The sequence below is a fragment of the Candidatus Limnocylindrus sp. genome (genome assembly GCF_040397235.1).
Taxonomy (GTDB): Bacteria; Chloroflexota; Limnocylindria; order Limnocylindrales; family Limnocylindraceae; genus Limnocylindrus.
The window spans coordinates 56,113-70,584 of the sequence record NZ_JBBAWH010000003.1 but is presented as its reverse complement, the minus strand read 5'-3'; the positions used below and the strand labels follow the sequence as shown (position 1 = coordinate 70,584).

Genomic DNA, 14,472 nt, shown 5'->3' with positions numbered 1-14,472 from the left:
TCAAAGGCTATGAGGGTAAGATCGCGGCCGAGGCCGTATCGAGGAGCCATATTGCCGTTGGGACCAGCGCCGCCTTCGCTGGCGCGTCGATGACTGCTGTTGTGCTGTTGAAGATGCGCGCAAGCGCTTCGGCCTTCCCAGCGCCAGGGGCCAGGGCAAGCACCGCACGGGCGCCCGTGATCGCGCCGAGCGAGAAGGAGAGGCGCGGCAGGTGTGGCTCAATGTGGGTGGGGGCTGGGACACCCGCGGCGACCGGCGCCCCGTCGAGGGCGAGGGGCGAACCAGGGAAGACGCTCAGGCAGTGGCCGTCGCCGCCAATGCCGATGAGCACCAGATCGAAGATGGGGAAGCCCGCCGACGTATGCGGCACCCCAGCGCCACGCAGCTCCTCGAGGTAGGCGCTCACGGCGGTTGGTGCGTCAGCGGCGCTTGTTGGCCAAGGGTGCACGGCGCTTGGCGAAAGCGGTGAGGGAGCGCCATCGGCGCTTGCACTCAGCATCTGGGTGTCGAGCGGGTAGATGTTCGAGAGCGGGTCGGCACGTGGCACAAAGCGGTCATCGCCGAACCAGATCTGCGTCTGCGTCCACGGCATGCGGGCGGCTCGTGCTGGCTCACGCAGTGCGCGATAGAGCGCCGCCGGAGTTGAGCCGCCAGTGGTACAGAGATGGAAGACTCCACGCGCGGCCACGGCAGTGGTTGCCGCTTCAATCACTCGGTCCGCAGCTGCCTCTGCAACGCCCTGAGCGTCGCGCAGGATACGAACCGTCGGGCCGCTCATCCGATTAGCAGGCTCATGGTGCGGAAAATTGCCGGAGAGAGTGGGTCCACTTCGCCGAACTCGAGCGACTCACTCAGTAGGGATGACTCGGTCCAACGTGGTGCCTGGAAGGTTCGCTCATGTACCACTGCTCCGTTGATCTTGGCGATTGCACGGGTGGAGGTTGAGTCGGCACGAACCTCAAGATCAAAGTGATCACCACGTCGATCCGCAGCAATGCGCACGGCGATCGTTGTGCCCGTACCGAGCACCGAATCAACAGGGTTCAACTCAACCGCGATTGGCTGTCGCGCTGGATCGCGGAGCTCGGCACGCCACCCAGCACCGTCACCTAAGTGCAGCGGCGTCTGGATTGAAGCGTTGAGCCGCGAGGCGAGCCACGCCACGTGATAGGCGGGGCGCACGACGTTGATCGAGGCGCTGGAGCCCTTTCCACCTGAGTAGTCGACGGAGATCTTGCTGATGGCGCTGAGGAATGGAGTCGCCGACTCTTCGTCAAACATCGTGGCGATGGAGTCACGCCAACGCCCTTGGCGAAGCAGTGCGAAGTCGGTGAGTGCGACACCAGCGCCCTCAGCTGCGGTGAAGAGCGTACGAATCGTTGAGAGGCCGTCGCCCGGCTGCGTTGCACCATCAATGATGACGCGGTCAACACCGCGAAGGAGTTGGCGCACATCGCTGGCTGCCGCGTTGACCGGGGCATCCCACCAGAGGAGCGTTGGAAGATCGTGCAGCGAGAGTGGCGGCACGATGCTGGCGAGATGATGTGCCGCAGGGCCGCCAACATCAATCCAGAGCAGCTCGGTGCAGGCCGATGTGCCGTCGCCGCGTGGCGTGACGGCACAGAAGACTTCGAGTCGGGCGGCAAAGGTGGCGGGGCCCTCTGGGTCACGCGGAACGATAAAGAGGGTGCGCGACGGGTTGCGCGGCAGCGTCGCCAGGATGGATGCCGCATGTGCGGCGCGCTCGGCACCGTTGGCAACAACGGCAAGGTTCATCACGCCGGTGCGCACCGCGATCGGTTCGGGCGTGGTTACGGCCGCAGGCGAGTCCGAAACGAGGAAGCGGCGCGCCTCGCTGCTCGCCCAGAGCTTGGCGAGGAGTTCGTCGGCTTCAGCGACGGTGGTGGCGCTTGAAGACCAGCGTAGTGACGAGGCGAGGATGGAGTTGAGGCCCATCGGTGTCTCGCCTCCGCCGGTTTAGAGGCGGCGCCAGCGGCGCCCCTCTCGTGTGAGGAGCTCGTCTGCCGCCTCAGGACCCCAGGTGCCTGACGTGTAGTTCGGCATCTCTGGCTCTGCACCGGCTACCCACGCATCAATGATTGGGTCAACGATGCGCCAAGCCGCCTCCGCCTCGTCGGCGCGCGTGAAGAGCGACGCATCGCCCAACAGTGCGTCGAGGATCAGCGTCTCGTAGGCGTCGGGGCTCTCGACGGTAAAGGCGGAGCCGTAGGCGAAGTCCATGTTCACTGGGCGAACGTCGATCCCCAGGCCAGGGACCTTCGCTGCGAAGCGGAGCTGAATCCCCTCGTCAGGCTGAATGCGAATGACGAGAAGGTTCGGCTCTGGCTCATCGCCGACCGTGGGGAAGAGGCGCTGTGGAACATCCTTGAACTGGATGGCGATCTCGGTGGCCCGCTTCGGGAGGCGCTTCCCGGCACGCAGGTAGAAGGGGACACCCGCCCAACGCCAGTCGTCGATCTCCAGGCGGGCGGCGACGAACGTCTCGGTCTCGCTGGCGGGGTCGACCGCTGGCTCACTGCGATAGCCAGGCGTTTCGGTGGCGCCAACCCAGCCTGGGCCGTACTGGCCGCGAACCACCGACTGATCAACCTTCTCAACAGGGATCGGCCGAATGGCGCGGAGCACCTTCACCTTCTCGTCGCGAAGCGCATCGGCCTCGAGGTTTGCCGGTGGCTCCATTGCCACAAGGGTGAGCAGCTGCAGGAGGTGGTTCTGCAAGATGTCGCGCAGCGCGCCCGTCTCTTCGTAGAAGGCGCCGCGCCCCTCAACGCCGATCGACTCTGCCACGGTGATCTGCACATGGTCGATATAGCGGCGGTGCCAGATCGGCTCAAAGATCAGGTTGCCGAAGCGGAAGATCAAGATGTTGCGCACAGTCTCCTTGCCGAGGTAGTGGTCGATGCGATAGACCTGCGACTCGCGGAACACCTTGCCAACCTCGCGGTTGAGCTTTACCGCCGTCTCGAGGTCACGGCCGAACGGCTTCTCAATAACGATGCGACGCCAGCCACTATCGGCCTTCTCGTGATCGAGCCCTGCAGCACCAAGCCCTCGCACGATCTCTGGGAACGATGAGGCCGGAGTGGCGAGGTAGTAGAGGCGATTCCCATCTGTGCCGGACTCCGTGTCGATGGCGGCAAGTTTCGTTGACAGCGATGCGTATGCATCTGGTTCATCGAATCCGCCCTGGTGATAGGTGATACGCGAAGCGAACGCCGCCCACCGCTCGTCATCTACAGGGGTGATGCGCGCATGCTTATCAAGAGAGGTGCGCAACGCCGTACGGATCTCTTGATCGCTGAACGGTCTTCGACCGAAACAGACGAGTGCGAATCGCTCTGGCAGCAGGTTGCCAACCCAGAGGTGAAAGAGTGCGGGCACGACCTTGCGGTGCGCGAGGTCACCCGTTGCACCGAAGAGGACCACCACATTCGGATCAGGAACGCGCTCAATGCGCAGTCCGGAGCGAAGCGGATTCTTCGCCCCCCTCTTCGCCGCAGGCTTTCGTGTCTTGCGGCCGAGCCGCAAATCACGAATCGTTGCGTGCCCCTCAGCGGGCGATTGTGGACTCACTCCGACTTCACCGAGTGGCCACCGAACTGATTGCGTAGTGCGGCGAGCACCTTTGCTGAGTACGAATCGTCTTGTCGCGAACGGAAGCGTGTCAGCAGTGAGAGGGTGATGAGTGGAGCTGGCACATCAAGGTCAATCGCCTCTTGTACCGTCCAGCGCCCCTCGCCGGAGTCGGCCACCCAACCCTTGATCCCCTTCAGGTCACTCCCCTCGGCGCGGAAGGCGCGTGCAGCAAGCTCAAGGAGCCAACTGCGTACGACCGAGCCCTGCATCCAGAGGTCGCTCACCTTGGCGAGGTCGAGCTTGTAGCGCGACTTCGCGAGGATCTCGAACCCTTCGGCATACGACTGCATCATTCCGTACTCGATGCCGTTGTGGACCATCTTCACGTAGTGGCCAGCGCCTGAGCCGCCGCAGTGCATGAAGCCATCCTTCGGCGCCAGCGTGATGAAGATTGGCTCAAGCGCCTTCACTGGCGCAGCGTCGCCGCCGACCATCATGCAGTAACCGTTCTCCAGGCCCCACACGCCGCCAGAGGTTCCAGCGTCGATGAAGTGAATGCCGTGACCGGCGAGCTTCTCGTGTCGGCGAATGGTGTCGTGGAAGTTCGAGTTGCCGCCATCAATGATGGTGTCGCCCTTGGTGAGGAGGGGGATCAGCTCGTCGATCATCGCCTCGGTGGCATCACCGCTCGGCACCATGACCCAGACGCGCTTCGGGGAGGTCAGGCTGTCGACCAGCTCCTTCACGGTGTAGGTCGGCTTGGCGCCCTCCTTGGCGACCTCATCGGTCTTCTCGCGGGAGCGGTTCCAAATCGCCACGTCGTGGCCGTTGCGGACCAGCCGCCTCACCATGTTGGCGCCCATCTTGCCGAGGCCGATAAATCCGATCTGCATGATCTCCCCCTTCACTATTGGTGTTCTTGCATACCGATGCTAGCGAACTGCGAGCACCCGTTCGATGAGCGCCGTAAGGCGCGTGAGCCCAGCGTCTGGATCGTCGCCCAGGTGCACCCGCAGCACGGGGAGCCCGTGGTCGGCGAGTGAGCGAACGTCGCCGAGCGCCTGAGCGTCAATCAGCTGGCCGAAGCTGTATGGCCGCCCTGGGATCGCGAGATCCCGTGGGTGGCCAGCGACGATCTGCAGGAACCAGCCGATCGGCGCCCCACCCTTATGGAGCTGCCCTGTGGAGTGCAGGAAGCGTGGCCCAATCCCAACGGTGGTGGCTCGCCCCGTTGCGTCGCGCAGGGCGAGGCGCAGCTTGGTGAGCGCTGCGGTGCGCTCTGGGGTGCTGGCGATATACGCCTGGATGCCGATGTAGCCGCGCGCGCCGAGTCGATCGAACTGACCGGCAATCAGCCGCTCTGCATCGTCGGCGAATGCGGCTGGGAGCGCATCGTCGACCCACAGCTGCAGGCCGTCGACCGAGCACTTCACAGGCAGTTCTGGAAGCGCACCGCTCGCCGCGAGTTCGGCAAGAACGTTGGCCGTATTCGTCTTCGACTCGGTGACGTTCGGCTCATCAAACGGATTGATGTTGAGAACAGCACCAGCGAATGCGGTCGCGACCTCCCAGCGCACGAACTCCCCACCAATGTCGATGCGATCGTTGAGCGTCCACTCCAGCACTGGATGCCCTGCGGCGGCGAGTGCGTCAAGACGTGCCTCAACAGCGGAGCCATCGGCGCAGCGTGGCGCCGTGCCGCCATCCAACTTGATGCGCACAAAGAGTCGGTCCTCGCCGTACACGCTCACGGCGCCGAGCGGCTCGCCATCAACGGGAACAACGCCAACACCATGCTTCCCCGTGCTCTCGGCAACGAGTTGCTCAGCCCATGCGCCGAAGCCATCAATCGGTTCGTCAACGATGAGCGTCGCCTTGTCGCGACCCTCGCGTGCCAGTGCGCCCATGATGCAACCGAGTGCAAGGGCATGGTTCCCCGCCGGTTCTGGATCGCGGCTCTGCGCAACGGCAGCACTCCCTGAAGCGAGGAGCGGATCAAGATCAATGCCGAGCAGCGCCGCGGGCACGAGGCCAACGAAGCTGAGCGCAGAGTATCGCCCACCGATATCAGCAGGATTCAAGAAGAGGCGACTTGTATTGATTACCTTCGTGACCCCATCAACGCACGGCGACGGATCACTAATCGCGGCGAAGTTTGCGGTTGGGTCCTGTGTCAGACCCTTCGCGGCCAGTTGCTGCAGGTTGAGCTCGTACGCGTACGCCGCGAAGGAGAGTGTCTCGGTGGTGGTGCCTGACTTGCTCGCAAGCAGGTAGTAGCTGCTCTCTGGGCTGAGACCGGCAACGGCACTACGTACCGCCTCAGGGTCGGTTGAGTCGCAGATGCGCGCTTTGCCCCAGTCGGTGATGTCGGCGAATGCGCGTGCAAGTACTTCTGGGGCGAGCGAGGAGCCGCCCATACCGGCAACAACGAAGTCTTTCACGCGCGTGGTTGCGCCGGCGACTGGTGCGTCGCCGAACGCTTCGAGCGACGGAATCTCGGTAGTGAAGTGCTCTGGTGCATCGAGCCAACCGAGACGATTCGCAATCTTCTCCTGCACCTCAACGTCGTTGCTCCAGAGCGTTGCATCGCGAGCGGCGAGTCGTACCGCCCACTCACCGGTGCGGGCGCGTTCAAAGGTGCTCTCAATGGCTGCCAGGTCTGAGGCTCGTCCGATGCGAGCGCGGAAGGGGAGTCGTGGCTCAGCGGTCACGACTGCTCCTCTTCGATGTCGGCAACCTTCGCTGTGCGGCGGAGGTATCGCTCCTCGCTGCTCGGCTCGGCCTGCAAGAAGGCGGCGAGCGTCTCAAGCGCCGTATCAAGAGAGATGATGTTCGCGCCGAAGGCGAGCACATTCATGTCGTCGTGCACCACCCCCTGTCGGGCCGAAGCTGGATCGTGCGCGATGGAGGCGCGAATGCCGTGGAACTTGTTCGCGGCGATCGTCACGCCGATCCCCGAGCCACAGATCAGCAGGCCGCGATCGGCCTGGCCGGCGATCATGCGCTCGGCCACGGCACGTGAGGAGTCGGGGTAATCGTCGGTTGGGTCACTCCCATCGCCACCAAGGTCGGCGACGCTCCAGTCAGGGGCGATCTCAGCAATCCGGGCAACGAGCGCCGCCTTTAGCGCAGCACCCGCATGGTCGGCGGCAACGGCAAGGCGGCGTGCCACCTCAGCGAACCTGATGCCCGTCGTGCAGGTGTGGCGTCGGAACGACGCCGTGCACGCTGCCCGCGAGCACGCCCTTGGCGATCTCGACGATGCGCTCAGGGGTAAAGCCGAACTCCTTGAAGAGGGTTGGCGCTGGGGCCGATGCGCCGAAGCGGTCCATCGCAATGATGGCGCCGTCGGTCCCCGACCAACGATCCCAGCCCAGGCTCACACCCGCCTCAATGGCGACGCGCGCACGGAATGCAGCGGGAAGCACCGACTCGCGGTACGCCGCGTCCTGCTCGCCGAAGAGTTCGGGGCATGGCATCGAGACGACGCGCGTCGGTGTGCCGGCAGCCTCCAGCTGCTCCGCCGCCGCAACGGCGAGGTGCAACTCCGAGCCCGTCGAAATCAAGATCATCTTGACGGCACCTGTTGCCTCGCGAAGCACATACGCGCCACGTCGTACGCCTGCAGCAGCTCCAGTAATGGAGCCGGCGAGTACGGGCAGCTTCTGTCGTGTGAAGGCGAGCACCGTTGGCGCGTGTCGTCGCTCAATGGCAACCCCCCACGCCGCTGCGGCCTCATTCGGATCACCAGGTCGGAAGAAGCGCACGTTCGGAATCGCGCGGAGTGCGGCGTAGTGCTCGACCGGCTGATGCGTTGGGCCATCTTCGCCGAGCCCGATGGAGTCGTGCGTGAAGACGAAGATGCTGCCGATATTTGCGAGTGCTGCGAGGCGCAGTGCACCACGCAGATAATCGCTAAACGTCAGGAACGTTGCCACGAATGGAATCAAGCCACCGTGATACGAGATGCCGTTCGCAATTGCTGCCATCGCATGCTCGCGCACGCCATAGCTAATGTTGCGGCCCGAATCGGTGGCGGTGAACTTGCCACCACCATGAATGTCGGTGAGGTTCGACTCCGAGAGGTCGGCGCTGCCCCCAATCAACTCTGGAAGCACAGCGCCGAGCGCCGTAATACTCGACTGGCTGACGTTGCGCGTTGGGGCATCGCCGCCGAGTTCGTACTTCGGTAGCGCGCTCTCCCAACCAGCGGGAAGAGTTCCCGCCATGCGGCGCTGCAGTTCAGCGGCCTCAGTAGGGAAGGTGGTGGCGTAAGCGAGCAGCTGCTTCGCATGTGCCGCGACGAGCGTGGCGCCGTGATCGCTGCGCTCCTTATAGAGGGCGGCGACATCGGCTGGTACGACAAACGTTGCGTCGGGGTCAACGCCGTAGGCGGCCTTGGTGAGCTTCACCTCATCAGGGCCGAGTGGCGCGCCGTGCGACTTCTGACTCCCCGCCTTATTTGGTGAACCGAAGCCGATGACGGTGCGCACCGCGATCAGGCTCGGTCGCTCGTCGGCGATCGCCCAATCAATGGCGCGATCGATCGCCTCGATGTCGTTGCCATCTTCGACGCGGGCGGTGTGCCAGCCGTAGGCATCAAAGCGCTTCAGCACATCCTCTGACCAGGCGGTGGATGTTGGCCCGTCGAGCTGGATCAGGTTGTCATCCCAGAGATAGATCAACTTGCTGAGCTTCAGGTGCCCTGCGAGCGACGCGGCCTCAGAGGCGATCCCCTCCTGCAGGTCGCCGTCGGAGACGATGGCGAAGACACGGTGGTCAATGACCGTGTGCCCTGGGCGGTTGAACTCCTCGGCGAGGCGGCGCTCTGCGATCGCCATACCAACGCCGTTGGCGAATCCCTGGCCGAGTGGGCCAGTGGTGGCCTCAACGCCGGCGGTCAGGCCGAACTCTGGGTGCCCTGGCGTGAGCGAGCCCCACTGGCGGAACGCCTTGAGGTCGTCAAGGGTCAGCCCGTAGCCGGCGAGATGGATGAGCGAGTAGAGGAGTGCGCTCGCATGTCCGTTGGAGAGGAGGAAGCGGTCGCGATTGAACCAGCTCGGCGTTGCTGGTGCATGGCGAAGGTGTCGTGACCAGATGGTGTGTGCCATTGGTGCGCAGCCCATCGGCGCGCCTGGGTGTCCACTGTTGGCCGCCTGCACCGTATCGATCGCGAGGGTGCGAATCGTGGTGACGGCCGACTGGTCGAGGCGCGGATCCATGGGTTTCTCCATCCATAACAGGCAGGTGAACCGTCGGCGCGGAGTTGCCACATGCGCCTCGGTGCTGCAGGGAGATTGTAGACTCACTGCTCGTGCGCCGTACCGCCATGGCGCCACCCTTCTGAAGGAGGAGATATGTCGGGATCAACCTCGCCTGCCGCCGTTAACGCAACGGGAATCGGCCGCGTCTTTCAGGCGAAGGGCGGCCCGGTCACCGCACTGGACGGCATCGACCTGCGCATTGAGCCTGGTGAGCTCTTCGGGGTGCTTGGCCCAAACGGCGCGGGGAAGAGCACGCTGATCAAAATCCTGAGCACCCTTCTCCTTCCGAGCACTGGATCCGCATCCATCTTCGGCCTTGATGTCGTCACCGAGACGGCACGCGTGCGCCGGATCATGAACCTGGTCGCCGGCGGTGACTTCTCTGGGTACGGGCTGCTGACGGTTCGTGAGCAGCTGGCGATGTTCGCCCAGTTCTACGGCCTGCCGTACCGCGAGGGGATGGCGAAGGTCGATGCGCAGCTCGCCTCGTTCGGCATTGATGACATTCGTGATCGCAAGATCAGCGCCCTCTCAACTGGGCAGCGCCAAAAGTTGAACTTTGCGCGATCGTTCCTTAACGACCCATGGATTCTCTTTCTTGATGAGCCGACGATCGGTCTCGACGTTTCGGCCGCGCGCGATGTGCGCGATCGCGTGCGCGCCTTCCAAGCGGAGCAGCCTGGCCGAACCGTACTCCTCACAACGCACTACATGGCGGAAGCGGATGAGATGTGCGATCGCATCGCCATTGTCGACCATGGGCGCATCTTGGCGCAGGGGACGCCAACGGAGTTGAAGCGCATGGTGCAGAAGGATGCACTCTTCATCGTTGGCATTGATGCGCTGCCTGCATCAATGTCATTGGATTCGCTGCGCGCACTCCCCGGCGTGATCTCGGTCGCGGCGCGAGACGCCGATGGCACCGACGCCTCTGGCGTCGGTTCGCCCATGCTGCGACTCGCGATCGGCCTGAAGGAAGATGCTGCGCTCGGCGGTGTGATCAGTGCACTCGCTGCAGGTGGTGCGCACCTACGAGAGATCTCGAAGAGCGAGCCGACACTTGAAGAGGTCTTTGTGCAGCTTGTCGGTCGCGGCATTAGCGAATCAGACGAGGTGAGTAATGGGTAACAGCGTCGTCGGCGCCGAGGCCACCGCACTCATCTCGCGCATTCACCAAGAGGCCACCTGGAGCTTGGGTCGCCGAACGCGCCACGCCTTCGCCTCAGTGCTGGCACGCGCCTATCCGCGGGTTATCGGTGCAGCACGCGAGCCATCGTGGCTCTTCTTTGATCTTGTCTTCCCGATTCTCGGCATGTGTTCCATTGTCTTCCTGCTCCGCTCGCGCGGTGTCGATGAGGCCTGGATCGGCTCCACGATCTTGGCGACAGCACTCCTCTCCTTCTGGATCTCCGTGGTCTGGATGATGGGGGCGCAGTTCCACTGGGAGCGCGACTCCGGGAACCTCCTTCTCTATATCACCGCCCCCGTCGGCCTCGGCGCCATTGCGCTCGGCATGGCGATCGGCGGTGCCCTTGGTGTGGTGATTCGAGCGGTGATCATCACGGCGGCGGGCGTGCTCCTCTTCGGAGCGAAGTACCAGGTTGCCGATCCGCTCCTGCTTGCGCTGGTGATTCTCGCGGGGGTGGCGGCGATGTATTCGCTCGGCGTCTGTCTCTCCTCGATCTTTTTGATCTCAGGGCGTGAGGCAGATCACCTCGGCAGCCTCCTGAACGAGCCGATGCAACTGCTGGGTGGCGTCTACGCGCCGGTGCGTTCGATGGGCACTGCAGGGGTGGTCGCACTCGGCATCTTGCCGCTCGCCCCTGCGATTGACGCCCTACGCCAGGTCGCGGTGCCCCAACTCGCTGCGACAGGAATCTTGCCTGTCGGCGTTGAGCTCCTGATTCTGCTGGTGATGACGATCGTCTTTGGTGTGATCGGGCGAGTGCTGCTCGCCCACATCGAGCGCGTTGGTCGTGCCGGTGGAAAGTTGTTGGCGCGTGCCGATTAGCGCAGGGTCGCCACCAGAGGTGCGACCGTTCGGCCCACTGCGCGGCGGCGCTGCAGATGCCGCTCGCTCCCTTGTTGCCTCAGCGCGACTTGCGTGGGCGATTGAGGGGAACTGGGCGGAGCCGATCTACCTCGTTGCGTTCCTCATCGTTCGGCCGCTCGCATTTCTCGGACTCTTTCTCGCCGTCCTGAGCATTGGTGGATCGCTGAACGTTGCGACGATTGGATTTGTGGTGATCGGTCAGGCCGTCTTCCAGATCGTTAGCGCAGCACTTGAGGGCCCAACACATGCGCTACTCGACGACCGCGAGCGCTACCGCACCATTCGCTACATCTTCGCAACGCCGTCGTCACTTCTTCCTGTTTCGATTGGTCGCTCGCTGGTGAAGGCGAGCATCGCCGGGTTTAGTGCCCTCATCGTGATCGGCGCAGGGATGCTGCTCGGTGTACCGATGCGCGCGGGCGGGCCAGACCTGCTGCTCGTTGCAGTGGTCCTGCCACTCGGGCTCCTCTCTGTTGTTGGGCTCGGCATCGTGCTCGGTGGCGTTTGCGTGCAGCTGCGCAATGATGCGTGGTCCTATCCGCAGGCTGTCTCATCAACCGTCTTCTTGCTCTGCGGTGCGATCTTCCCGCTCGAGGTGCTCCCAGGGCCCGTGCAGAACATTGCAGCGGCGCTGCCAATCACCTGGTGGATTGAGGGGTTGCGCCGCGCGCTCCTCGGCACGACATCACCAGGTATCCTCGGCACCATGCCCACCAACGAGCTCCTGCTCATCCTTGCCGTGGGTACTGCGGTGATCTGGCTTATCTCACCACGCCTCTTTGTGGCAGGGATCGATCGTGCCCGTGAGAAGGGGTATCTCGACCGGAATACCGCTTCGTGAGCCGCGCCCCACTGAGCGTTCGCGCCGTCGCCGAGCTCGGCGTGCTCGTTGCCATGGCGACCTGGGCCGTTAACTTCACCGTTGTTAAATCGGCGGTACTGGTTTGGCCTGTGCTCCCGTTCTCTGCCATTCGCATCACTGCGGCTGGCATCTTGGTGCTCGGTTGGGCAGTCATGCGCGGTGCAAACTTCCGCATGGCACGTCGCGACCTGCTTGCCGCTGCACTCTTTGGTGTGATCGGGCAGGGCCTGTATCAACTCCTCTGGGCCGGTGCGTTCGGCACCATTGATGCGGGTACCAGCGCGCTCCTCATCGCGGTGACGCCGTTTCTCACGGCGATCCTCGCCTCACTGCTGCGCATCGATCCACTGAAGCCTGCGGTTGCCGTGGGCGGCATCATTGCCTTCGCCGGCGTTGTGGCCGTTGCCCTTGGTGAAGGGGCAGGTGCATTCGGTGGCGAGACTACCGGTGTGTTGATGACACTCGCCGCCGCGGTCTGCTGGGCGGCGTATCTGATTGCAGGCGCACGCGTTATTCCGCGCGTTGGGGCAATTGCCTGGACCGCCTGGAGCATGATCTTCGGTGGCGGTGCGCTCTTCATCTCCGCGATTGCCGCTGGGCAATTCGACGGGCTTGCCGCGCCACCTCCAGCCGCCATCTTCGGCCTGGTCTTCTCCACGCTCGGATCGAGCAGCCTCGCCAACGTCTTGTACTTCACCGCAGTGCCGATCGTTGGTGTCTCCCGCGTCGCCAGCTTCCAGCTACTGGTGCCATTCCTCGCCGTCGTCGTCTCTGCCGCTGTGCTCAGTGAGGCCCCTGCGCCAATTCAGGCGTTCGGCGGCGCACTCATCCTCTTGGGCATCTGGGCAGGGCGCCAAACGACCTCCCCGTTCCGCCGTCGCCTGCGATAGACTCCGTCAGGCTCGTTCGGGAAACCCCGAGCGCCCCACCTTGAGTGATGGAGGGAGAGCGACCAATGACGACGAAGTTCGTATTCGTCACTGGTGGTGTCACCTCCTCTCTCGGTAAGGGAATCACCGCCGCCTCTGTCGGCCTCCTCCTCAAAGCGCGCGGTCTGCGCATCTCCGTGATCAAGCTTGACCCCTACCTCAACGTTGACCCGGGCACCATGTCGCCCTACCAGCACGGCGAGGTCTTCATTACCGACGACGGCGCAGAGACCGACCTCGACCTCGGGCACTACGAGCGCTTCATTGACGTCAATCTCTCGCAGGCCTCCAACGTCACCACGGGGCGCATCTACTCCACCGTGATCGCACGCGAGCGTCGCGGCGACTACCTCGGCGGCACGGTGCAGGTCATTCCACACATCACCAACGAGATCAAGGAGCGCGTGTTGCGCCTGAGCGGCGATGACGTTGATGTGGTGATCGTTGAGGTTGGCGGCACCGTTGGCGACATTGAGTCGCTGCCGTTCATTGAGGCGATTCGACAGCTGAAGAAGGATGTTGGCCGCGGCAACTCGCTCTACATTCACGTCACGCTCCTTCCAGAACTCGCCGCTACCGGTGAACTGAAGACGAAGCCGACCCAGCACTCCGTGAAGGAGTTGCGCGGTAGCGGCGTTCAGCCCGACGTCATCATCTTGCGCGCGGACCATCCGGTTCCAGACGACGTCCGCGAGAAGATCGCCCTCTTCACCGACGTCCCCGTTGAGGCGGTCGTGCCCGCAACCACCGCGCGCACCATCTATGAGGTGCCGCTGCAGTTCGAGAGGTTCGGCCTTGGCGACCTGGTCGTGCGCGAACTCGGTCTCCCAGCAACCACCCCAGACCTCTCGCGTTGGGAGAAGCTCGCCACTGAGATCGTCGCCGAGAAGCCTGCCGTTGAGATCGCCATCGTTGGCAAGTACACCGAACTTCCTGATGCATACCTCTCGGTAACCGAAGCGCTGCGCCACGCCGGTTGGGCACACGGCGTTGATGTGCGCGTGCGCTGGGTGAGCGCCGAGCGACTCGATGATGCCGAGCCTGCCGTCCTCTCCGCAGAACTCGCCGGCGTGCACGGCATCTTGGTGCCAGGTGGTTACGGCTACCGCGGCATTGAAGGGAAGATCCGCGCCGCGCATATGGCGCGCACGGAGCGCATCCCGTACCTGGGACTCTGCCTCGGCCTGCAGATTGCGGTGATCGACGTCGCGCGCGAGGCCCTCGGCTCCAGTGATGCGAACTCGACCGAATTCGACATGTTCACCAAGCACCCCGTGATCGACTTCACCCCTGACCAGCGTGGCGTTGAAGAGAAGGGGGGCACACAACGCCTCGGCCTCTACCCCGCCAAGCTCACCCCTGGGAGCCGCGCCGCAACCGTCTATGGCGCTGAGGTTGTGTACGAGCGTCACCGCCACCGCTTTGAGGTCGCCAATCGCTTCAAGCCGCAGCTCGAGGCGGCCGGCATGCGCTTCACAGGCGTGTCGCCCGATGGCCGCCTCGTTGAGATCATCGAGCTCGCCGACCACCCGTGGTTCGTGGCCAGCCAGTTCCACCCCGAATTCACCAGCCGACCGCTGCGCCCGAACCCACTCTTTGACGGGTTCGTTGGCGCCGCTGTGGCACTGCGCGACGGGCGCCTCGCCTCGTACACCCCACGAATGGTTGGGGTGCGCGATGATGAGGCGGCGAAGGCTGAGCGAAGTCGTGCCGTCGAGGCCGCCGCCACCAAGGCGGCAAAGCGCAGCAACGGATCAAACGCGTAAT

Annotated in this window: 12 protein-coding genes; 5 read left to right on the top strand and 7 right to left on the bottom strand. The window is 63.9% G+C overall.

All coding sequences use genetic code 11. From position 1 onward, the window contains the following. Nucleotides 1-7 precede the first annotated feature (7 nt). Genes pgl through tkt form a run of 7 tightly spaced genes read right to left on the bottom strand, consistent with a single transcriptional unit; the run spans nucleotide 8 to nucleotide 8,819 of the window. Nucleotides 8-778 carry a 6-phosphogluconolactonase gene (pgl, locus tag AC3LB0_RS03560; protein ID WP_488648091.1) on the bottom strand — a complete coding sequence of 257 codons (771 nt, stop codon included), beginning with the start codon at nucleotides 776-778 and terminating at the stop codon, nucleotides 8-10. After that, nucleotides 775-1,956 (bottom strand): glucose-6-phosphate dehydrogenase assembly protein OpcA, encoded by a 1,182-nt coding sequence (locus AC3LB0_RS03555; protein ID WP_488649792.1) that lies wholly within the window; start codon nucleotides 1,954-1,956, stop codon nucleotides 775-777. The genes pgl and AC3LB0_RS03555 overlap by 4 nt, the downstream gene beginning before the upstream one ends. 21 nt (nucleotides 1,957-1,977) lie before the next feature. After that, entirely contained in the window at nucleotides 1,978-3,594 is a 1,617-nt protein-coding gene (zwf, locus tag AC3LB0_RS03550; RefSeq protein ID WP_488649791.1) for a glucose-6-phosphate dehydrogenase, read from the bottom strand. Beyond that, nucleotides 3,591-4,490 (bottom strand): phosphogluconate dehydrogenase (NAD(+)-dependent, decarboxylating), encoded by a 900-nt coding sequence (gene gnd, locus AC3LB0_RS03545; RefSeq protein WP_488649790.1) that lies wholly within the window; start codon nucleotides 4,488-4,490, stop codon nucleotides 3,591-3,593. The genes zwf and gnd overlap by 4 nt, the downstream gene beginning before the upstream one ends. Nucleotides 4,491-4,529: 39 nt before the next feature. Beyond that, nucleotides 4,530-6,308, bottom strand: coding sequence for a glucose-6-phosphate isomerase (locus tag AC3LB0_RS03540; protein WP_488649789.1), 1,779 nt, complete (start codon nucleotides 6,306-6,308; stop codon nucleotides 4,530-4,532). Next, entirely contained in the window at nucleotides 6,305-6,769 is a 465-nt protein-coding gene (locus AC3LB0_RS03535) for an RpiB/LacA/LacB family sugar-phosphate isomerase (RefSeq protein WP_488649788.1), read from the bottom strand. The genes AC3LB0_RS03540 and AC3LB0_RS03535 overlap by 4 nt, the downstream gene beginning before the upstream one ends. Nucleotide 6,770: 1 nt before the next feature. Beyond that, nucleotides 6,771-8,819 carry a transketolase gene (gene tkt, locus AC3LB0_RS03530; RefSeq protein WP_488649787.1) on the bottom strand — a complete coding sequence of 683 codons (2,049 nt, stop codon included), beginning with the start codon at nucleotides 8,817-8,819 and terminating at the stop codon, nucleotides 6,771-6,773. A gap of 135 nt (nucleotides 8,820-8,954) precedes the next feature. Between tkt and AC3LB0_RS03525 the strand changes: the two genes are divergently transcribed. From AC3LB0_RS03525 to pyrG, 5 genes are all read left to right on the top strand, one after another. Continuing rightward, a complete protein-coding gene (locus AC3LB0_RS03525) occupies nucleotides 8,955-9,989 on the top strand; it encodes an ABC transporter ATP-binding protein (RefSeq protein WP_488649786.1) in 1,035 nt (344 codons plus the stop codon). Continuing rightward, entirely contained in the window at nucleotides 9,982-10,872 is an 891-nt protein-coding gene (locus tag AC3LB0_RS03520; protein ID WP_488649785.1) for an ABC transporter permease, read from the top strand. Before AC3LB0_RS03525 ends, AC3LB0_RS03520 begins: the two co-directional genes overlap by 8 nt. After that, nucleotides 10,862-11,755: an ABC transporter permease gene (locus tag AC3LB0_RS03515; RefSeq protein WP_488649784.1), complete on the top strand. Its 894-nt coding sequence runs from the start codon at nucleotides 10,862-10,864 to the stop codon at nucleotides 11,753-11,755. Before AC3LB0_RS03520 ends, AC3LB0_RS03515 begins: the two co-directional genes overlap by 11 nt. Beyond that, nucleotides 11,752-12,666, top strand: a complete 915-nt coding sequence (locus AC3LB0_RS03510; protein WP_488649783.1) for a DMT family transporter — start codon at nucleotides 11,752-11,754, stop codon at nucleotides 12,664-12,666. Before AC3LB0_RS03515 ends, AC3LB0_RS03510 begins: the two co-directional genes overlap by 4 nt. Before the next feature lie 65 nt (nucleotides 12,667-12,731). Next, a complete protein-coding gene (pyrG, locus tag AC3LB0_RS03505; RefSeq protein WP_488649782.1) occupies nucleotides 12,732-14,471 on the top strand; it encodes a CTP synthase in 1,740 nt (579 codons plus the stop codon). Nucleotide 14,472 lies beyond the last annotated feature (1 nt).